Origin of the sequence: Rhizomicrobium electricum (assembly GCF_011762045.1) — a bacterium.
In the GTDB taxonomy this organism is placed as follows: Bacteria; Pseudomonadota; Alphaproteobacteria; order Micropepsales; family Micropepsaceae; genus Rhizomicrobium; species Rhizomicrobium electricum.
Map to the genome: position 1 here is coordinate 17,542 of NZ_JAASQS010000012.1, position 20,045 is coordinate 37,586.

The following is a 20,045-nucleotide window of genomic DNA, read 5'->3' on the forward strand; positions in this document are numbered from 1 at the left end:
GTCGCTGCAGTACAACACCCCCGGTCCATCCTTTCTCAGCCGTTCGCTTCCAGCTCGGCACGGACCTGGGCGCTGTATTCGTGCATCTTCTTGCGCAGAACCTCGTCCGCAACCGCCACGCCGCGGGCCCGGAAGTCGCCCTGGACCTTACGGAAGACGTCCTCTTCGCCCGGCTCCTTCATGTCCGAAGCCACCACCGACTTGGCGTAGTCCTCGGCTTCGGGACCGGAAAGGCCCAGTTCCGCCGCCGCCCATAACCCCAGGAGCTTGTTGCGCCGCACCGTGGCCTTGAACCGGACCTCCTCGTCGAACGCCCATTTGTGTTCGTGCTTGTTGTGCGACTCGCTCATGATTCCCTAGCGTAAGTTATTGATTTCTATTGATTATCTAATGGCAAGGCAGGCTTTTGCAACGCCCGTCGCAGCGCCGCGAGAAGCCGCCTTAAGGGAATCCGGCGGCGCGCATTGCCCCCAGGGCGCGCGATGCTTATTTTGGGGGATCGCGGGGTCGGTTAAGGCCCCGCTTCGCGTTTTCACAAGTGCTCCCTAGGAGCGTCCTGGAGCGCCAGGCAGGCCAAGATGGATTTTCAAATGAAACGCCGGCGCATGATCTACGAGGGCAAGGGCAAGATCCTTTACGAAGGACCGGAGCCCGGCACCCTGGTCCAATACTTCAAGGACGACACCTCCGCCCTCGACAACGCCAAGAAGGCGGTGATCGAAGGCAAGGGCGTACTCAACAACCGCATCAGCGAATACCTGATGACGCAGCTCAACCTCATCGGGGTGCCGACGCATTTCATGCGCCGCCTCAACATGCGCGAGCAGCTCGTCAAAGAAGTCGAGATCGTGCCGCTGGAAGTGAAGGTGCGCAACGTCGCCGCAGGTTCGCTTTCGAAGCGCCTCGGCATCGAAGAAGGCACACCGCTGCCGCGCTCGATCATCGAATATTATTACAAGAACGACGCCCTGCACGATCCCTGGGTGTCGGAAGAACACATCACCGCGTTCGGCTGGGCCAGCCCCCAGGATCTCGACGACATCGTCAACTTGACCATCCGGATCAACGACTTCCTCTCGGGCCTGTTCCTTGGCGCCGGCATCAAGCTGGTGGATTTCAAGGTCGAATTCGGCCGCTTGTGGGAAAACGACTACATGCGGATCGTGCTGGCCGACGAAATCAGCCCCGACTGCTGCAGGTTGTGGGACGTCACCACCAGCGAGAAACTCGACAAAGATCGCTTCCGGCGCGATCTCGGCGGCCTGATGGAGGCCTACTCTGAGGTCGCACGCCGCCTGGGAATCCTGCCCGAATCAGGGCAAGGAGAAGCCAAAGGCCCGATGCTGGTGAAATGACGCGCTGGTGAATCGCCAGACGCACGCGTATAAGCCGCCGGGTTTTGCCTCCCTTCAGGGTCGAGGCGCACGGATTTCGCGAAGCAGCAACACTTTGCAGGAGTAGTGTGTCCTCCCGCTTGTGTCTGCCTGCCGAGCACGGGCCTTTGTGTATCGCGCTTTCAGACGGAAAACCGGTTCCCACTTTTTCCGGAAAGCGCTCTTGGAGATAAATCACCATGAAAGCGCGCGTCTTCGTCACCCTGAAAAACGGCGTTCTCGATCCGCAAGGCAAGGCGATCGGGCACGCGCTCGGCAATCTCGGCTTTGAAGGCGTCGGCAGCGTGCGCCAGGGCAAGCTGATCGAGATCGAACTTAGCGAAACCGACGAGGCCAAGGCCAAGGCCGCCCTCAAGGAGATGTGCGAGAAGCTGCTCGCCAACACGGTGATCGAGAAATACGACATCGAGCTGAAGGCCTGAGCCATGAAAAAGCTCCTCGCCGCCTTCGCGCTGAGCGTTGCCCTCGCCGCTCCCGCGTTCGCCGATGACGCCATCCCCGCCGCCAAGCTGGCCGCCGCCAAGGAACTGATCCAGGTCAGCGGTGCCGAACAATTGTTCGGCTCGGTCGACGGCCTGACCGAAGCCATGGTCGCGCAAGTGAAGAAGTCCGCGCCGGCCATCGACGACGATGCGATCAATCACTTGAAGGCGATCGTCAAGGAGGAGTTCACCAAGGCCGTCCCCGGCATGATCGAGGAAACCACCAAGCTCTACGCCCGCCATTTCTCGGAAAGCGAGATGCGCGACATGATCGCCTTCTACGCCTCGCCGACCGGCAAGCGCGTGGTCAGCGAGATGCCCGCCTTGATGCGCGAAAGCATGCAGATGTCGGTGCAGACCTCCAACGTCATCATCCAGCGCTTCATCGCCTACATGCAGGAACGCGCTGCCAAGGAAGCCCCCAAGCAATGAAATCCGCCGTCGTCGTCTTCCCCGCCTCCAATTGCGACCGCGATGCCGCCGTCGCCCTGGAACAGATCACGGGCACCAAGCCCGTCATGGTTTGGCACGCCGACTCGGAAGTTCCCGACGTCGACCTGATCGTGCTGCCGGGCGGCTTTTCCTATGGCGACTATCTGCGCTGCGGCGCGATGGCCGGTCAGTCCAACATCATGCGCGCGGTCAAGGAGAAATCCGAACAAGGCGTCAAGGTGCTCGGCATCTGCAACGGCTTCCAGGTTCTCACCGAGACCCACATGCTGCCGGGCGTGCTGATGAAGAACGCGCACCTCAAATTCGTCTGCCGGCCGCAGGCCCTCGAGGTGATCGAGACCCAGTCGGTCTTCACCCGCAAATATCAAGCAGGCCAGCGCGTGGTGTTCCCGGTGGCGCACGGCGAAGGCAATTACGTCGCCGACGACGAAACGCTGGACCGCCTCGAAGGCGAAGGCCGGGTGGTGTTCAAGTATGCGCCGGGCGAGAACCCCAACGGCTCGGCCCGCGACATCGCCGGCATCCTCAACGAAAAGCGCAACGTCCTCGGCCTGATGCCGCATCCCGAACGCGTCTGCGATCCGCTTCTCGGCGGCACCGACGGCAAGGCGATGTTCGAAGGTTTGATTGAAGCGCTGGGATAGAACGGATGTCGGTTGACCGCCTCAGCCCTGATTCACGCGGAGACGCGGAGACGCGGAGTTCGCTCCACCGTGTCATCCCCGGCCGAACTGCCGTTGCGCGAAGCGCTATGGCAGTGAGGGAAAGGGGACCCAGGTGGTCCGGCTTCCGCGAAATCGAAAAAGAGGCACGGCTTCCCTTTCCACACAGAGTCGAGGCCGCGACCTGGGTTCCCTTCCCCTCGCTGCGCTGCGCTTGCTCGGCCGGGAATGACATATCTTTTCCATTTTCTCCGCGCCTCCGCGACACCGCGTGCCGGATTTCCCTGAACTCCTGAATAAGAGCCCGCCCATGAACGCCCCCGTTGCCGTCACGCCCGAAGTCGTCAAGGATCACGGCCTTAACGACGCCGAATACGCCCGCATCGTCGAGCTGCTCGGCCGCGCGCCGACCATCGTCGAACTCGGCATCTTCTCGGTGATGTGGAGCGAGCACTGCTCCTACAAGTCCACCCGCATTCATTTGAAGAAGCTGCCGACCTCGGCGCCGTGGGTGATCCAGGGTCCGGGCGAAAACGCCGGCATCATCGACGTCGGCGACGGCGACGTCTGCGTCTTCAAGATGGAAAGCCACAACCATCCGAGCTTCATCGAGCCGTTCCAGGGCGCAGCGACCGGCGTCGGCGGCATCATGCGCGACGTCTTCACCATGGGCGCGCGCCCGGTGGCCTCGCTCGACTCGTTGCGCTTCGGCGAGCCCAACCATCCCAAGACCCGCCATCTGGTGGCGGGCGTGGTGTCGGGCATCGGCTCCTACGGCAACTGCATGGGCATCCCCACGGTCGCCGGCGAAACCAATTTCCACAAATCCTACAACGGCAACATCCTGGTCAACGCGATGTGCGTCGGCCTCGCCAAAGCCGACAAGATTTTCTATTCGGCGGCCAAGGGTGCGGGCAATCCGGTGGTCTATGTCGGCTCCAAGACGGGCCGCGACGGCATTCACGGCGCCACCATGGCCTCGGCCGAGTTCAATGAGGACTCCGAGGAGAAGCGTCCGACGGTGCAAGTCGGCGACCCCTTCACCGAAAAGCTGCTGCTCGAAGCCTGCCTCGAACTGATGGCGACCGATGCCATCATCGCGATCCAGGACATGGGCGCGGCGGGTCTGACCTCGTCGTCGTCGGAAATGGCCGACAAAGGCGGCTCGGGCATCGAGATCGATCTCGACAAAGTCCCGCAGCGCGAAACCAATCTCACCGCCTACGAGATGATGCTGTCGGAAAGCCAGGAGCGCATGCTGGCGGTTCTGAAGCCGGGGCGCGAAGCCGAAGCCGAACGCATCTTCAAGAAGTGGGAACTCGATTTCTCGGTGATCGGCTATACCACCGACACCCATCGCATGGTCGTGCGCCACAAAGGCGAGATCGTCGCCGACATGCCGGTGACCGCGCTTAGCGATGCCGCGCCGATCTACGAGCGCCCGTTCGTCAAGCGCAAGCCGACAAGCGGCAAGGTATCGTTCGAAGCCTCGCGGCCGGCGATGGAATCGCTGCTGCGTCTCTTGTCGACGCCGGACCTCTGCTCCAAGCGCTGGGTGTGGGAACAGTACGACTACACCGTGATGGCCGACAGCGTGCAGCAGCCGGGCGGCGACGCCGCGGTGGTACGCGTACACGGCACCGATAAGGGTCTGGCCTGCTGCACCGACGTGACGCCGCGCTATTGCAAAGCCAATCCGTTCGAAGGCGCCAAACAGGCCGTCGCCGAAGCCTGGCGCAACATCACCGCGGTCGGCGGTCTGCCGCTCGCCACCACCGATTGCCTCAACTTCTCCAATCCGGAAAAGCCCGAAGCGATGGGCGAGATCGTCGCCGGCATCGAAGGCCTCGGCGAAGCCTGCCGCGTGCTCGAATTCCCGATCGTGTCGGGCAACTGCTCGCTCTACAACGAGACCCAGGGCGAAGGCATCCTGCCGACCCCGACCATCGGCGGCGTCGGTCTCTTGAAGGACGTGCACAAGATGGCGACCGTCGCGTTCAAGCGCGAAGGCGATGCCATTCTGCTGATCGGCGACACCAAGGGCCATCTCGGCCAGTCGGTGTACCTGCGCGAAATCGAGGGTCTCGAAGAAGGCGCCGCCCCGCCGGTCGATCTCAAGCTGGAAAAGAAGAACGGCGATTTCGTCCGTGGGCTGATCGAAGCGGGCACCGACACGGTGCACGACATCGCCGACGGCGGATTGCTGGTCGCGGTCGCCGAAATGGCGATGGCCGGCGGCATCGGCGCGGTGCTGCGGGGCCAGTTCGAAGCCGACAAGTTCATCCCGTTCTATTTCGGCGAAGATCAGGCGCGTTATCTGATGGCGGTTCCGGCCGCCGAGGCCGATGCGATCCTCGCCAAGGCCAAGAAGGCGGGCGTGCGGGCGCGTCACATCGGCTTCACCGGCGCCAAGAACGACAAGGGCGAAGCGGTTCTTACCGGCGTCGGCCTGCCGCCCGTGACCGTCACGGCGCTGAAGGCGACCCACGAAGCCTGGCTGCCGGAATACATGAAGGGGTAAATTCCTCTCCCCTTACGAGGGGTCCTGAGCATCGGCGTCGCATCGCGGTCCTTCGCTTTTCGCTGATAGGATCGCGGCTGCATTCGGTTGAGCGGCACCGTCGTGGCCAGGAAAAAAAGTTCGACGCCGGCAAAAGTGCCCGCCGGGATCACCCGAACGGTAACGGCTGTCGCGCGCCATGCCGCTCCATCGGCGATGGGGCTGGCCGCCTTCGAATACATCGACCGGTTGCAGCGGCTGGACGAACCGCAAGCCGTCCGGGCCGCCTTTGCCGACGCCATCACCGCGCTCGGCGTGACCAGTTTCGCGCTTCTCGAAGTCAATCCCAATCCGGAGGCGTTCCAGCGCACGGTGATCGACGACACCATGCCAGTGGGGTGGAAGGAGCGTTATTTCGAGCAGAAATACGCCGCCATCGATCCGTGCGTGCGGGCCATTGCCAGCAGCGTCGAGCCGTTCCTTTGGAGCGAGGCCTTGGCGCGGTCGCGGCGGGAAAAGCCCCAGCGGCGCATCTACGACGAAGCCGGCAGTTTCGGCCTCAATCAAGGCCTGTGCGTGCCGATCTATGGACCGAACCGCTATATGGCGTTCGCCACTCTGGCCGGTCCTCAACTCGATCTGGCGCCGACCTCGCGCGCGGCCCTGCATGTCATGGCGCTCTACACTCACAACCGCCTGTTGACGCTGATGCAAACCGAAACCACTGAAGCCCCCACCCTGACCCGCCGCGAAAGGGAATGCCTGACATGGGTGGCGCAGGGAAAATCGGATTGGGAAATCGGCGAAATCCTGAAAATCAGCGAGCGCACGGCGCATTGGTATATCGAATGCGCCAAACGCAAATTCGGCGTCGCGACCCGCATCCAGGCGGTTGTCAATGCAGCGGCGGCCGGGCTGATCGGCGTTTGACCCTGCCGATCGGCGGGGCGCTTTTTGCGGACAAGTCGCGATAATGGGTTCGTGGGCTGGGGGGCGGCCCACACTTCAGCCCGGAGCAAATCGATCGTGGCCAAACGGAAGGCGACACCAACCGCGGCAGAGAATAGCCGCGCCGCCAATGTCACCTTGCGCGAAGAGGTGATGGAAACCCTGTTGCAGCTTCATATCGGCTTTTGCGGTCTGGGGCGCATCCAGGAAGCCGGCCCTCTCCTGCACAGCCTGATGGAGCTTGCCTATCACGCGCCCCCGCCCGGTGGGCGCAAGCGGCGCTCAGGCCTTAACTGAGGCTGCACCTCTCGCGATGGGGAGAGGGATTTTCTCGCGCGACGGCTTGCCCTAATCTCCGCCCATGCCGATGCCAGCCCATGAAATCGAAGCCTTGTTGAAAGCCGCCTTTCCCGATGCGGAGGTGGCGATCGAAGCGCTTGCCAACGACAATGACCACTTCAAGGCTGTGGTTACCTCCGCCGCCTTCCAAGGCAAATCGCGCGTCCAGCAGCACCAGATGGTCTATGCCGCCCTCCAAGGCAAAATGGGCGGAGACCTGCACGCGCTGATGCTGCAAACTGTAGCGAAGGACTGAGTATGGGCTTCTGGCGCAATCCCAGCGCATTGGAAATGGCAAAGCAGGCCCAACAGCGACGCGGCCACAGCTTTGGGCTGTTTCTCCTCGTCAGCTCAGCGGCGTTGACATGGCTGGTGCTCCATATCCTGGCGATCATTGTGGGGTTGCCGGACGACAAAGGCGAACGGATCATCGTCGGCGGCGCTGTTTTTCTCGGTATTTGGACAGGCCAATTCTTTGCTGTTCCTCGCCTGCTGCCGCTTTTGCCGCGCCGGTTCCGCTCACGACCACCCGCTTGACGTTCGCCGGTCCAGACCTTACCTCTGTCGGACTTTTGAAGGGTTCCAAAATGCCGAACGTCCACGACCAGATCGCCGAAGCCATCGCCGCCAACGACGTTGTCGTCTACATGAAGGGCACGCCGGTCTTCCCCCAATGCGGCTTCTCCGCCGCGGTCGTCGATGTGCTGACCAGACTGGGCGTGAAGTTCAAGGCGTTCGACGTGCTCGCCGATGCCGATCTCCGGCAGGGCATCAAGGAATTCGCCAACTGGCCGACCATTCCTCAGCTTTACGTCAAGGGCGAGTTCATCGGCGGCTGCGATATCGTCCGCGAGATGTATGCGAGCGGCGAGCTGAAGGAACTCTTGGCCGAAAAGGGCGTCGCCACCGTCGACGCCTGAAGGCCGTCAGCCACACAAAACCGGATACTGGCTGCGCACATAGTCCGCGAAGGCGCGATCGTCCTTGCCGATATGGTCCAGCAGCCAGCCGCGCAGGAAGGCGAGTTCCGCCGCCGTCGATCCATGGCTCGCGACCGTCTGGCCAAAGCGCTTCAGAATCAGGGTCAGAAAGCCGTGCCGTTTGGTGTGGATGTCCGCGGCGGGGTAGCCGGTTTGCCGGAACAGCGCATGCTCGTACTCGAAATGCTTTTCGGTAAAGAGCATCAGGCGATCAAGGGCGCGATGGATCGCGGCGTCGCCCTCTGCAGACGCCAGAGTGTTGACGAGACCCGCCATCTCCTGGTGCTGAGCATCCATCGAAGCAATGCCCAGATTGTAGCCGTCATTCCAAAGCAGCAGTGCCATGCCGTTTCCCTTGGGGCGCCAAGCTAACCGCCAAGCGTTGCCAGGACTTTAAGACGCCGCCGCGCTTGGCGACGGAACGAGCTTCAAGCGATTTTGAACGTGCCGTGCCTGTCCCCCGGTGCATGCCGGGGCCTTGTTGCGCTATGGATAGGGAACCAAAGAGGGGTTCGCCATGCGCAGGATCTACGCCGTATCGCTTGCCGTTTGTGCCACCGTCGCGGCCGTTGCGGCGAGCGTCCCGTCCGGAATCGACCTTGCCGGCATCGACAAAGCGGTAGCGCCGGGCGACGACTTCTTCGCCTACGGCAACGGCGCCTGGCTCAAGAAAACCGCGATCCCGGCCGACCGCTCGAGTTTCGGCACGTTCGATCAGCTGCTCGAAAAGACTTCGGCCGAAGTGCGCGATCTGATCCAGACCGCGGCCAAAACCAATCCCAAGCCCGGCTCCGATGCGCAGAAGGTCGGCGACTATTATGCGAGCTTCATGGACGAAGCCGGCATCGAAGCCAAAGGCCTGACGCCGCTCAAACCCGAATTCGACCGCATCGCCGCGATCAAGGACACCAAATCGCTGTCGGCCTATCTCGGCGCGATGCTGCGTGCCGATGTCGATCCGCTCAATGCCACCAATCTCTACACCGATCATATCTTCGGCATCTGGGTCAATCAGGCGTTCGAGCAGCCCGGCCGTAACGTGCCGTATATCCTGCAAGGCGGGCTCGGCATGCCTGACCGCGAATACTATCTGTCGAAGTCGCCCAAGATGGCGGCGATCCGCACCAAGTATCAGGCCCATATCGCCGCCGTGCTGAAACTCGCCGGGATCGCCGATGCCGACGCCAAGGCGGCGCGCATCATGGCGCTGGAGACCAAAATCGCGAGCGCCCACACCTCGCGCGCCGACAGTGAAGACGTGCTCAAGGCCAACAATCCGTGGAATCGCGGAAGCTTCGCCAAGCGCGCGCCGGGCATGGACTGGAACGCCTATTTCGCGGCCGCAGGCCTTTCCGATCAGGCCGACTTCATCGTCTGGCAGCCGGGTGCGGTGACCGGCACGGCGGCGCTGGTATCGAACCAGCCGGTCGGCGTGTGGAAAGAGTATCTCGCCTATCAGCTCATCGAACATTATTCCGGCGTGCTGCCCAAGGCGTTCGTCAACGAAAGCTTCGCCTTCTACGGCACCGTCCTCAACGGCACGCCGAAAATCCGCGACCGCTGGAAGCGCGCCATCAGCGCCACCAACGGCGCCCTGGGCGAGCCGGTCGGCAAGCTCTATGTCGCGCGCTATTTCCCGCCGGCGGCCAAAGCCAAGATCGAAGGCATGGTCAAGGAATTGATCGCCGCCTATCGCGCCCGCATCAATCGCCTCGCCTGGATGAGTCCGGCGACCAAACAGAAGGCGCTGGCCAAGCTGGCGACGCTGAAAGTCGGCGTCGGCTATCCCGACAAATGGCGCGATTATTCGAGCCTGAAAATCGTGCGCGGCGATGCCTTCGGCAATCTGCAGCGTTCCGAACAGTTCGAATACCGCTATGCCCTCGCCAAGCTGCATCGCCCGGTCGACCGCGGCGAATGGGCGATGGACCCGCAGACCGTCAACGCCGTCAATCTGCCGCTGGTCAATGCGCTGAACTTCCCGGCCGCGATCCTGCAGCCGCCGTTCTTCGATCCCAAGGCCGACGACGCGCTCAATTACGGTTCGATCGGCGCCACCATCGGCCACGAAATCAGCCACAGCTTCGACGACCAGGGCAGCCAGTTCGACGCTCAAGGCAAGCTCAACAACTGGTGGACGCCCGCCGATCTCGCGCATTTCCGCGCCGCCGCGGCCAAGTTGGTGAAGCAATACGACGGCTATCGCCCGTTCGCCGATCTCGCGGTCAACGGCAAGCAGACGCTGGGCGAGAATATCGCCGATGTCGCCGGCCTGTCGGCGACCTATGACGCCTATATCCTGTCGCTGCACGGCAAACCGGCGCCGGTGCTGGACGGGCTTTCCGGCGACCAGCGCTTCTTCCTCGCCTATTCGCAAAGCTGGCGGGACAAGACGCGCGAAGCGGCGCTGCGCCAGCAGATCCTCACCGACGGCCACGCCCCCGCCGAGTATCGCGCCGACACGGTGCGCAATCTCGACGCCTGGTACAAAGCCTTCGCCGTCAAGCCGGGCCAGAAGCTGTTCCTGAAACCGGAAGACCGCGTGCAGGTGTGGTGATCAGGCCAGCCGCCGGATGACATCGTCGAACCGTCGCCGCGGCGACGGCAGCGCCGGGCGTTCGGCGTAGCCGACGCGGAATATGAAAGCAGGATCGCCCTGTTCGACACGGGCGATCTTGCGCACTTCCTTGGCATAGGGATCGGCGCGGCCGAGCACCAGAGCGCGATCCATCATCTCGATGGGCGCGTTCATCGGCTGGGCGGCCAGACCCGCGTCCGTGATCATCAGATGCTGACGTTGCCAGTGTCGTCCGGCGTCGACCAGCTCCATCGCGTTTCGCCGGTCATGAAGAAAGTAAATGCCATAGGCGGCGGCGGTCGGCACTTGCATGTCGCGCGTCGAGGCCAGCCAATATTTGTCGGCCGCCGCCACATCCTGATCGGGCAGCAGCTTGGCCGCACCCGTCATAAACGGCGACAACCCTGCGGTATCGACCGTAACGCCGTCGCGGTTGTGTTCGATGTCCCGCCGTCCGGTGCGATTCCACCGACCGCTATCGCGGCTCATCTCGGGATCGGCAATGAAGCGTTCCGTCGCTTCGACGATAAGCGCACCAAGTTCGCGGCAGGCGCCTTTGTCGGTCACCGAGGCAATCAGCGGCAAAGGCGGATCGGCATGACGCCGCGCCAGCGGGAAAATCGGCGGCAGAGGCTTGCCCGGCAGATAGGGACCGCGGTTGGTGTGACGAAGCGGAATGACCCGCGCCAGCCGTCGCAAGGTGTCGAACGGTTCGCCGGTCGTAGCGCCATAGGCCGTCGACACGGGCTGCGGCACGATCTCAGCGACTTTGACGATCACTGGTTCGACTGTGGAGATGGCGGCCACTTGAGCGGCGGCCGCCCAACCTTGGGTGAAGGCGGCGAGGAAAAGACTGTCGAGGGCGCAGCCGATACTAAAAAGCAACTCCCGCCGGAACGGATCGGCTGCACCGAGATTGCGGGAAAGATCGGCGTAGACGGTGATCCCGTCGCCCCGCGGCTCGAACAGCCACGGCTGTGTGTTATGGGCGCTCGACGCCAGGATTGCGGCGTGCAGCGGACGGGCCGCTCCTTCGCCCGGATGGCCTTGCCACTCGGACCACGCCTCATAGGCGGGACCTTGGCCGGACGCGAACACGCCGCGATCCCAGGCGCGATAGCCGAGCGCCGCCAAAACCGCTGCGCCCGCACCACCGGCGATCATCGTCCGTCGCGATACCATGGTCCCCTCCCCGGATGAGGAGACGATCTTAGCCGTTGGGAAAATATTTTTCGAACACGGCCGTTAAAGCCGGGCGCTGCTTCAACGCTTCGGCCATGGCGCAGATTTTCGGCAGATACTCGTCGCGCCAGCCGTTCTCGCGCGCTTCGCGCCAACGGCTGAACATCACGGCATAAATGTCGAGCGCGGAGAAGGTCTCGCCCAAGAACCACGGGCCTTTGACGGCCTCTTCGACGATCTGAAGCCGGGCGCGGATGCGCCGCTTGGCGGCAAGACCGAGGATTGCCGCGCTCTTGTGGTCGGCGAAGAAGCGTTCGGGATAATCGGCGATCTCGACAATGGGATAGATCTCCGACGCCATGAAGGCGATCCAGCGTAGCGCCTGGCCGCGATCCGGCGTGCCGGGGGCGGGCAGCAGGTTCGCTTCGGGATGGCGCTCGGCGATCAGAACGAGCAGCGCCGCCGTCTCGGTGACGATACCGCCTTCGGGCAATTGCAGGGCCGGAATCTTGCCCGACGGATTGAGCGCAAGAAAGCTTTCGGACTTCTGCTCGTCGGCTTCGAGGCTGATAGCGCGGAATTCCATCGGCGCACCGGCTTCGGCCAACGCCGCCTCGACGCAGAACGCGCCCGAACCTTTGTCGCCGTAGAGAATGTAGGTCATCCGAGAAAATCCTTCGTCAGTACCACGATACTTCAGACTCAGAACAACTGCCGACACAAACAACACTGTCATCCCCGGCCGAGCAAGCGTAGCGCTGCGAGGGCGCCATAGCGACAGCGTCATGGCGGGGACCCAGGTATCGACACATCAGCGATGCCGCAGGAATTTCTCCCCTCTACTTCGAGGTTTTTTGCGTGTCACCACCTGGGTCCCCTTCCCCTCGTCTCCATCGCTACGCTCGGAGCACTCGGCCGGGGATGACAAGTGGAGATAAGCAAAAAGGCCGGCCCCTTTCGGAACCGGCCTTCGAAACTGCCACTGCCGTCAGGATCAGCGCGAATAGAATTCGACGATCAGATGCGGCGCCATCTGGGCGGCGTACGGAACGTCGGCCAGCTTGGGGGTGCGCAGGAACTTCGCCTTCTTGGCGGGATCGACTTCGACGTAGTCCGGCGTATCGCGCTCGGGGCTGGCCGAGGCTTCGAGCACCAGCGCCATTTCGCGGGCCTTCGGCGCCAGTTCGACTTCGTCGCCTTCACGCAGCTGATAGGAAGCGATGGTGACGCGCTTGCCGTTGACCTTCACATGGCCGTGGCTGACGAGCTGACGGGCGGCGAACGGGGTCGGCGCAAACTTGGCGCGATAGACCAGCGCATCGAGACGACGCTCGAGCAAGCCGATCATGTTCTCGCCGGTGTCGCCGGGACGGCGCGAGGCTTCCTGGTAATAGCGGCGGAACTGCCGCTCGGTGATGTTGCCGTAATAACCCTTCAGCTTCTGCTTGGCCTGCAGCTGGGTGCCGTAGTCCGAGAGCTTCTTGGCGCGGCGCTGGCCATGCTGGCCGGGGCCATAGGAGCGCTTGTTGACCGGGCTCTTCGGGCGGCCCCAAATGCTTTCGCCCATGCGGCGGTCGATTTTGAATTTGGCGGATTCGCGCTTGCTCATCGGACAGGTCTTCTCTGCAAAAGGGCTTTTCGAAAGGTGGCGCACTATAGGCGCGGAAAACCCCAAGTCAATATCCGATAAGGCATTGTTTTGCCGTGTGGTTTTGAATCGTACTCAACCGGAAGAATGTGGCGAGTTGTACTTTTCTCCTTAAGCGTGCAGACCGCGCTCAAGGCCGAATGGGCCGCTCCCGGCGGGAACGGCCCAGGGCAAGATTAGACCTTCGACAGGATCACGAACACGTAGCCGTAGGCCGCGCCGAAGCGGCGGCAGATGTCGAGTTCCTGATCGCAGATCGCAATCACCGATTGGATGTCGGGATCGGGATTGCCGCGATACCGTTCGATCGCCGGAACGATTTGGGCGAGGTATTCGTCCCACCAATCCGCTTCCGGCAACGCGAACATCGCTTCCAGCCGGTAGCCGCACGCGAAGCAAAGCGACAACAGACTGGCGGCATCGGTCATCGGCGGATAGCAGCCGAGGAGGAACGCCGCCGCATCGGCCGGACGCTCGGTGCCGAACCAACACATCTCGGTGAACGCGACGACGCCGCCGCGTTTGAGGAGGCTGTGCCAGTGCTTCAGTCCCGCTTCGACGCCGACGGTGAAGATGGCGCCTTCGCACCAGATCAACGCGGCGCTGTCGTCCGGCTGGCCGGTGGCGTCAGCCGACGCGATCGACGTGGTGATGCGGTTTTTCAGCCCCGCCGTACGCGCCCGCTGGTGCAGGGTTTCGAGCGAAGCAGGATTGACGTCGGAGGCCAGCACCGGCCGGTCGAGAACATCGGCGACGACGAGGGTTGAAGCGCCAGTGCCGCAACCGAGGTCGAGCACCGTGCCGGTGTCGGGCAACGGCGGCAGCAAGGATAAAGCCTTGCGGGTGGAGCGTTCACTGCCGGGACCCTGACGGGTCATGCCGGCGAAAACGGTGGCGTAAGCCTGTTCCATAGACATGGGTTATTACTCACGTGGGCGCGAAGGTTCGCGCGAGGCGGCATCTTGGTGTGATCTAGCCGCGAGTTTAAAAGAAGCCGTCCACGACCGGCCTTGCCGATCGCGGGTCTTACAGTCGCATTCATCCGCAAAAGCGCGGACGTTCAGCGGCCTGCAACAATCTCCAGCATCCAAACTCCACTGAGGTATGCGCGAGAATTACGCTCGGCCCGATGGGGTGTCAACGAAGGGGAAGCCTGCGAAGGCTTGCCGAGACGAAGCTCGCGCGATCCCAAGCAAGCCCGGCTTCGCTGGTAATTGTGACTGGCTTGCCGAGCCGTAGCTCGCGGCGACCAGCCCGCCTTCGCCGAACTGGCTTCGGCGCGGCAGCCTCCGCTCGCTTCGCGAGCGTAGGCTGGTGCGGGCGGCCGGACTTGAACCGGCACGAGCCTCTCGGCCCTACGGATTTTAAGTCCGTTGCGTCTACCATTTCGCCACGCCCGCAGCGCGCCGAGAGATATAGCCGAACCGGGCGGCGGCAAGCCAGCCTTCAGCGGCCGAGCCGGGCCTTGATGCCCTCGGCCGCCAGGGTCGCGGTGGCAAAACACCCCTGCAGCAGGTAGCCGCCGGTCGGGGCTTCCCAATCCAGCATCTCGCCGGCAACGAACACGCCGGGCCTCGCCTTCAGCATCAGATCGTCGGTCAAGACATCGAGACGGACGCCGCCGGCAGTCGAAATGGCGCGAGCGATCGGGCCGGTGGCGGTCAAAGTCAACGGCATCGCCTTGATGCGGGCTGCCAGCACCGCCGGATCGGAGGAAAGATCGCGGGCGCCTTCGCGCAACAGCGAGGCGGCCAGCGGCGACAGGCCTCCGGCCTTGCGCAAATGGTTCGACAGCGACTGGCGGCCGCGCGGCGCGGCGAGGCGCTCGAGGAGTTCGTCCTCGGTGCGGTCGGGGCGCAGATCGAGCGCGATGTCGGCTTTGCCGTTGGCGTCGACGGCATCGCGCAAGGCGGCCCCGAAAGCATAGATCAGACTGCCTTCGACACCCGTGTCGGTGATCATGATCTCGCCGCGCTGACTGCGGCCGGCGAAGGTCAGCGTCACCGGTTTCAACGGCTCGCCGGCATGGCGAGTGCGGAACGTGTCGGACCATGCAACGGTGAAGCCGCAATTGGCGGGACGCAGCGGCGCCAGCGCAATGTCCTGCGCCCGGAAAATCTCGGTCCAATGGCCGTCGGAGCCGAGATGCGGCCACGAGGCGCCGCCGAGCGCGATCAGCGTGGCGTCGGGCTTTACGGTTGTCGCCCCGTCCGGCGTTTCGAATGTCAGCGCGTCGCCATCCCATCCGGTCCAACGGTGGCGCGGCATGAATTTGACGCCGAGCCGGTCGAGTTTCTTCAACCAGGCGCGCAGCACGGGCGTCGTCTTCATGCACTCGGGATAAATGCGGCCGCTGGTGCCGACGAAGGTCTTGATGCCGAGATCGTGGCACCACGCGCGCATGTCGTCGGGCGAGAACAACGCCAGAGCCCGCGCCAGCAACGGTTCGGCGGCGCCGTACTTTTTCAGGAATTCGGCGACAGGCTCGCCATGGGTGAGATTGAGCCCGCCGCGTCCGGCCAGGAGAAATTTGCGCCCGACGCTCGGCTTATGGTCGTAGACCGTCACCGCCTGCCCCGCCTCGGCGAGGACTTCGGCAGCACGCAGTCCGGCGGGACCTCCGCCTATGACGGCAATGTGGGGCACAGTGACAACCAAGCGAAACGACGGCGTGGGTATGACGGCAAGCCGCCTCCAAGACAACCCGCGCGGCCCGGCATGATGTCGGCAGCAACTCTGCGTTGAAATGCCGCTCGGAGCACTCCTGTCCTATTCATGGCATCGCCTGCTTGCTAGTCCGGCGGCAGGAAAGGCGTTCGTCCATGGCGTATTTCGGCAATCGCACCATCAATCTGTTGAACCTGCATTACGCGATCCATTCGATTGCGATGACGGGCGGCGGCGCGTTTTTCGCGGCCTATCTGGTCAAAGCAGACGTGCCGATTCCGGGCGTGTTCGCATCGTTTGCGGCGATTCTGATCGGGCGCTTTCTGATCCGCCCCGCCATTCTCGGCCTTGCGGTGCGCTACGGCATGCGCCGTCTCATCATTCTCGGCACGCTCCTCAACGCCTGCCAGTTTCCCTTCCTCGGCTTCATCCACGGTCCGGGCCTGCCGCTTTATGCGATGATCGCCATCGGTGCCATTGCCGACACGCTTTATTGGCCTTGCTATCACGCCTATTTCGCGCGGCTCGGCGACGACGACGCGCGCGGCCAGCAGATCGGCGTGCGCGAAGCGATTGCCGCCATGATCGGGGTCGTCAGTCCGCTTCTCACCGGCATCCTGTTGGTGACGTTCGGACCGCAGGTCGCATTCGGCGTCAGCGCGCTGGCGGTGGCCGGTTCGGCATTGCCGCTGCTCTACACCCCGCATGTGCCGATCGTGCCGACCGTGCCGCACGCCTACCGTGACGCGCTGCCGGGCATCCTGTTGTTCGTCGGCGACGGCTTCATCGGCGGCATCTATCTGTTCGTGTGGCAGGTCGCGCTGTTCCTGGCGCTGAACCAGAATTTTTTGACGTTCGGCGGCGCACTGGCGATTGCGGCGGTGGTCGGCGCCGCGGCCGGCATGGTGCTGGGCCGACATATCGACGACGGCAACGGCAAGCGCGCCGTCACCATTGCTTATGGCATCCTGTCTTTGATAGTGGTGCTGCGCGCGATGGCAACCCTGCATCCGGCGCTGGCCGTGACCGTCAATGCGTTGAGCGCCATCGGCAACTGCCTCTACATTCCGACGCTGATGGCCGTCGTTTATACGCTGGCGAAAGCGGCACCGTGTTCGCTGCGCTTCCATATCGCGACCGAAGCGGGATGGGATGCGGGCGGCGCCACCAGTCTTTTGACCGCCGCGCTTCTGGCGTGGTTCCACGTTCCGCTGTGGGCGGTGCTGCTACTGGGCCTGGCCGGGACGGCGTGGCAGATCACCTTGCTGCGCCGGCACTACGCGCAACGGGACGGCGCGCAACCGGCTACCGCCACGTGATCGCCAGCGGCAGGCTTTGCAGCGCGACGGTGACCGCCGGATCGTAATTTTCGGGGTGAAGGGTTGCGCCGGGAAAGCTGCGGAACGGCTGCAGTACCCATTGCGAGACACCGAGCGCAACGAGGTCCTGCCCCAGCCGGAGCAGCATCTCGCCAGCGATCAAACGCGGATGCACGGTGGTGCGGATTTCGTACGGCGTGCCGCGAGCGATCAAGCTTTGCAGCGCTTCGCGGGCATCGGCACCGCTCGACGGCGAACCGGTGATCGCCGGATACTCATCGAACGGCGCTTTGACGTCGAAGCCGATCCAATCGCAAACGGCAAGGAGTTCGGCGAAACGCGACGGCACCGCGCCGCCGGTATGCAGACCGATCTTGAATCCGAGCGCCCGTGTTTCGGCGATGGCGTCGGAGAGTGCGGATTGCAGCAATGGTTCGCCACCGGAGAACACCACGCCGTCGAGCAGACCGATGCGCGCCTTCAAGAACGCGCGTACCTCGGTCCAGGCGATGGCGCCCGCTGTGGCGGGTTGCAGATCGGTGTTATGGCAATAAGGACAGCGCCAGGAACAGCCTTGGCAGAACACGGTCGCAACCAGTTCGCCCGGCCAGTCGCAACTGGACAGGCGCGTCAGGCCGCCGATGCGAAGCTCAGCCGACATCGCCCTTCGGTTCGCGGAAACAGACGCGCTCCGCAAATTCGCCCTGCTTGCCGACATTGAACGACGACACCGGGCGGTGATAGCCCATCACCCGCGTCCACACTTCGCAGCGCTGGCGTTCTTCGTCCTTCAGCGCGACGGTTTCGATGCTTTCTGCGCGATCCATATCGTCCTCTATACCTGCCGCTTCGACGCGATCAGTTCCGCATCGCATTTGGGGCAGAATTCGTGTTCGCCTTCGATGTAGCCGTGCTTGGGGCAGATCGAGAAGGTCGGGGTTACCGTGATGTAGGGCAGCCGGAAATTCGACAGCGCCCGGCGCACCAGCTTCTTGCACGCCTCGGCCGACGACACCCGCTCGCCCATATAAAGATGCAGCACGGTACCGCCGGTGTATTTGCGCTGCAGTTCGTCCTGACGCGCCAAGGCTTCGAACGGATCGTCGGTGAAGCCGACCGGAAGCTGGCTGGAGTTGGTGTAGTACGGCTTGTCGGGCGTGCCCGCCTGGATGATGCCGGGATAGCGTTTGCGGTCTTCGCGCGCGAAGCGATAGGTGGTGCCTTCGGCGGGCGTCGCTTCGAGATTGAAGAGGTGGCCGGTCTCTTCCTGGAAATGGGTGATGCGTTCGCGGATGTGATCGAGGAATTCGATCGCGAATTTGTAGCCCGCGTCGGTGGTGATGTTCTCCGCATCGGCGGTGAAGTTGCGGATCATCTCGTTGATGCCGTTGACGCCGAGCGTCGAGAAATGATTGCGCAGCGTGCCGAGATAGCGCTTGGTGTAGGGATAAAGACCGGAATCGATATAGCGCTGCACCACCTTGCGCTTGGTTTCGAGACTGTCGCGGGCGAGATCCATCAACTCGTCGAGCCGGGCCAGCAGCGCCTCGCGATTGCCGCGATAGAGATAACCGAGACGGGCGCAATTGATGGTGACGACGCCGACGGACCCGGTCTGCTCGGCGGACCCGAACAGGCCGTTGCCGCGCTTCAACAGTTCGCGCAGATCGAGCTGCAAGCGGCAGCACATCGAGCGCACCATGTTGGGCGTCAGTTCGGAATTGAGGAAATTCTGGAAATAGGGAAGGCCGTATTTCGCCGTCATTTCGAACAGACGGTCGGCGTTCTCGCTCTCCCAGGGAAAATCCTTGGTGATGTTGTAGGTCGGGATCGGGAAGGTGAACACCCGGCCCTTGGCATCGCCCGTGGTCATCACGTCAATGTAAGCGCGGTTGATCATGTCCATCTCGGCCTGAAGATCGCCGTAGGTGAACGGGGCTTCTTCGCCGCCGATCAGCGGCACCTGCTCCCTGAGATCGTCGGGACAGGTCCAATCGAAGGTGAGATTGGTGAACGGCGTCTGGGTGCCCCAACGCGACGGGACGTTGAGATTGTAGACGAGTTCCTGAATGCCCTGGCGCAACTCTTCATAGGAGAGATTGTCGATGCGCACGAACGGCGCCATGTAGGTGTCGAACGAGGAAAACGCCTGCGCGCCCGCCCATTCGTTCTGCAAGGTGCCGAGGAAATTGACGATCTGGCCGATGGCGCTGGACAAATGCTTGGGCGGACCGGCTTCGACCTTGCCGGGCACGCCGTTGAAGCCTTCGTTCAACAGAGTGCGCAGCGACCAGCCGGCGCAATAACCCGCCAACATGTCGAGATCGTGGATATGGACGTCGCCTTCGCGATGGGCGCGGCCGATCTCGGGCGCATAGACATGGCTGAGCCAATAATTCGCCGTCACCTTGCCCGAGGTGTTGAGAATCAAGCCGCCGAGCGAATAGCCCTGATTGGCGTTGGCGTTGACGCGCCAATCCTTGCGGTCGAGATATTCGTTGATCGACGACACCACGCCGACGGTGATGTCCTGATCCCGGCGCAAGCGGGCATGCTGCTCGCGATAGACGATATAGGCGCGCGCGGTCTTGAAGTGGTTGGCGCTGATCAGCACCTGTTCGACCACGTCTTGGATTTCTTCGACCTGCGGCTGGGCGCCCCGAACCTTGTGGCTCAGGACCTTGACCGCCTGAATCATCAGAAGCTGGGCTTCGGCGGGTTCGAATTCGCCCGACGCCTTGCCGGCGCGCTCGATCGCCGAGCGAATCTTGTCGGGCTCGAACGCCACCAGATCGCCGCTGCGCTTGACCACGAATTCCGGCGTATGAACGCCCGCGTCCTGCATCAAATCCTCTTTCTGGACGGAGCGGAGACGGGACATCGCCCGCCTTCC

Annotated in this window: 22 protein-coding genes and 1 tRNA gene; 12 read left to right on the forward strand and 11 right to left on the reverse strand. The window is 63.1% G+C overall.

Going from position 1 to position 20,045, the window contains the following annotated elements; all coding sequences use genetic code 11:
- Positions 1–35: 35 nt before the first annotated feature.
- Positions 36–350 (reverse strand): DUF1476 domain-containing protein, encoded by a 315-nt coding sequence (locus FHS84_RS20365; RefSeq protein ID WP_166937388.1) that lies wholly within the window; start codon positions 348–350, stop codon positions 36–38.
- A gap of 240 nt (positions 351–590) precedes the next feature.
- Here FHS84_RS20365 and purC point away from each other — a divergent pair, with 240 nt between their 5' ends.
- The 10 genes from purC (at position 591) to grxD (ending at position 7,698) form a co-directional block, all read left to right on the forward strand.
- Positions 591–1,355: a phosphoribosylaminoimidazolesuccinocarboxamide synthase gene (gene purC / locus FHS84_RS20370; RefSeq protein WP_166937389.1), complete on the forward strand. Its 765-nt coding sequence runs from the start codon at positions 591–593 to the stop codon at positions 1,353–1,355.
- Positions 1,356–1,573: 218 nt separating this feature from the next.
- A complete protein-coding gene (gene purS / locus FHS84_RS20375; RefSeq protein WP_166937390.1) occupies positions 1,574–1,816 on the forward strand; it encodes a phosphoribosylformylglycinamidine synthase subunit PurS in 243 nt (80 codons plus the stop codon).
- Positions 1,817–1,819: 3 nt separating this feature from the next.
- The gene (locus tag FHS84_RS20380; protein WP_166937391.1) at positions 1,820–2,308 is read left to right on the forward strand and encodes a DUF2059 domain-containing protein; all 489 of its coding nucleotides are present in this window, start codon (positions 1,820–1,822) and stop codon (positions 2,306–2,308) included.
- Entirely contained in the window at positions 2,305–2,973 is a 669-nt protein-coding gene (gene purQ, locus FHS84_RS20385; protein ID WP_166937392.1) for a phosphoribosylformylglycinamidine synthase subunit PurQ, read from the forward strand. The genes FHS84_RS20380 and purQ overlap by 4 nt, the downstream gene beginning before the upstream one ends.
- A 328-nt stretch (positions 2,974–3,301) precedes the next feature.
- Positions 3,302–5,512, forward strand: coding sequence for a phosphoribosylformylglycinamidine synthase subunit PurL (gene purL, locus FHS84_RS20390; protein WP_166937393.1), 2,211 nt, complete (start codon positions 3,302–3,304; stop codon positions 5,510–5,512).
- Between the two features lie 102 nt (positions 5,513–5,614).
- Positions 5,615–6,421: an autoinducer binding domain-containing protein gene (locus FHS84_RS20395; protein WP_166937394.1), complete on the forward strand. Its 807-nt coding sequence runs from the start codon at positions 5,615–5,617 to the stop codon at positions 6,419–6,421.
- A gap of 96 nt (positions 6,422–6,517) precedes the next feature.
- On the forward strand, positions 6,518–6,736 hold the full coding sequence (locus FHS84_RS20400; protein ID WP_166937395.1) for a hypothetical protein: 219 nt from the start codon (positions 6,518–6,520) through the stop codon (positions 6,734–6,736).
- 64 nt (positions 6,737–6,800) lie between these two features.
- Positions 6,801–7,034, forward strand: a complete 234-nt coding sequence (locus FHS84_RS20405) for a BolA/IbaG family iron-sulfur metabolism protein (RefSeq protein WP_166937396.1) — start codon at positions 6,801–6,803, stop codon at positions 7,032–7,034.
- A gap of 2 nt (positions 7,035–7,036) precedes the next feature.
- Complete coding sequence (locus tag FHS84_RS20410) at positions 7,037–7,315, forward strand: hypothetical protein (protein WP_166937397.1); 279 nt, start codon at positions 7,037–7,039, stop codon at positions 7,313–7,315.
- 50 nt (positions 7,316–7,365) lie between these two features.
- A complete protein-coding gene (gene grxD / locus FHS84_RS20415; RefSeq protein ID WP_166937398.1) occupies positions 7,366–7,698 on the forward strand; it encodes a Grx4 family monothiol glutaredoxin in 333 nt (110 codons plus the stop codon).
- A 6-nt stretch (positions 7,699–7,704) separates the two neighbouring features.
- On the opposite strand, the gene FHS84_RS20420 is transcribed toward grxD, so the two are convergent.
- Entirely contained in the window at positions 7,705–8,103 is a 399-nt protein-coding gene (locus FHS84_RS20420; protein WP_166937399.1) for a bacteriohemerythrin, read from the reverse strand.
- Between the two features lie 172 nt (positions 8,104–8,275).
- On the opposite strand from FHS84_RS20420, the gene FHS84_RS20425 reads away from it, so the two are divergent.
- Complete coding sequence (locus FHS84_RS20425) at positions 8,276–10,315, forward strand: M13 family metallopeptidase (protein ID WP_166937400.1); 2,040 nt, start codon at positions 8,276–8,278, stop codon at positions 10,313–10,315.
- Here the strand turns inward: FHS84_RS20425 and FHS84_RS20430 are convergent, their stop codons facing one another.
- The 6 genes from FHS84_RS20430 to FHS84_RS20455 form a co-directional block, all read right to left on the reverse strand.
- A complete protein-coding gene (locus FHS84_RS20430; RefSeq protein ID WP_166937401.1) occupies positions 10,316–11,518 on the reverse strand; it encodes a nitroreductase family protein in 1,203 nt (400 codons plus the stop codon). It abuts the gene before it with no gap.
- A 28-nt stretch (positions 11,519–11,546) separates the two neighbouring features.
- On the reverse strand, positions 11,547–12,182 hold the full coding sequence (locus FHS84_RS20435) for a glutathione S-transferase family protein (protein WP_166937402.1): 636 nt from the start codon (positions 12,180–12,182) through the stop codon (positions 11,547–11,549).
- 330 nt (positions 12,183–12,512) lie between these two features.
- A complete protein-coding gene (gene rpsD, locus FHS84_RS20440) occupies positions 12,513–13,127 on the reverse strand; it encodes a 30S ribosomal protein S4 (protein WP_166937403.1) in 615 nt (204 codons plus the stop codon).
- Between the two features lie 215 nt (positions 13,128–13,342).
- Positions 13,343–14,083 (reverse strand): class I SAM-dependent methyltransferase, encoded by a 741-nt coding sequence (locus FHS84_RS20445; protein WP_166937404.1) that lies wholly within the window; start codon positions 14,081–14,083, stop codon positions 13,343–13,345.
- A 395-nt stretch (positions 14,084–14,478) separates the two neighbouring features.
- Positions 14,479–14,566 (reverse strand) — tRNA-Leu (locus FHS84_RS20450).
- 46 nt (positions 14,567–14,612) lie between these two features.
- Positions 14,613–15,812 (reverse strand): TIGR03862 family flavoprotein, encoded by a 1,200-nt coding sequence (locus tag FHS84_RS20455; protein ID WP_166937405.1) that lies wholly within the window; start codon positions 15,810–15,812, stop codon positions 14,613–14,615.
- Between the two features lie 176 nt (positions 15,813–15,988).
- Here FHS84_RS20455 and FHS84_RS20460 point away from each other — a divergent pair, with 176 nt between their 5' ends.
- On the forward strand, positions 15,989–17,152 hold the full coding sequence (locus FHS84_RS20460) for an MFS transporter (protein ID WP_166937406.1): 1,164 nt from the start codon (positions 15,989–15,991) through the stop codon (positions 17,150–17,152).
- Here the strand turns inward: FHS84_RS20460 and FHS84_RS20465 are convergent.
- From FHS84_RS20465 to FHS84_RS20475, 3 genes are read right to left on the reverse strand one after another with little or no spacing between them, the layout of a single operon-like run.
- The gene (locus FHS84_RS20465) at positions 17,139–17,813 is read right to left on the reverse strand and encodes an anaerobic ribonucleoside-triphosphate reductase activating protein (RefSeq protein ID WP_166937407.1); all 675 of its coding nucleotides are present in this window, start codon (positions 17,811–17,813) and stop codon (positions 17,139–17,141) included. The genes FHS84_RS20460 and FHS84_RS20465 overlap by 14 nt on opposite strands.
- The gene (gene nrdD, locus FHS84_RS22110) at positions 17,803–17,979 is read right to left on the reverse strand and encodes an anaerobic ribonucleoside-triphosphate reductase (RefSeq protein WP_166937408.1); all 177 of its coding nucleotides are present in this window, start codon (positions 17,977–17,979) and stop codon (positions 17,803–17,805) included. The genes FHS84_RS20465 and nrdD overlap by 11 nt, the downstream gene beginning before the upstream one ends.
- 8 nt (positions 17,980–17,987) lie before the next feature.
- The gene (locus tag FHS84_RS20475; RefSeq protein WP_166937498.1) at positions 17,988–19,997 is read right to left on the reverse strand and encodes a ribonucleoside triphosphate reductase; all 2,010 of its coding nucleotides are present in this window, start codon (positions 19,995–19,997) and stop codon (positions 17,988–17,990) included.
- Between the last annotated feature and the right edge of the window lie 48 nt (positions 19,998–20,045).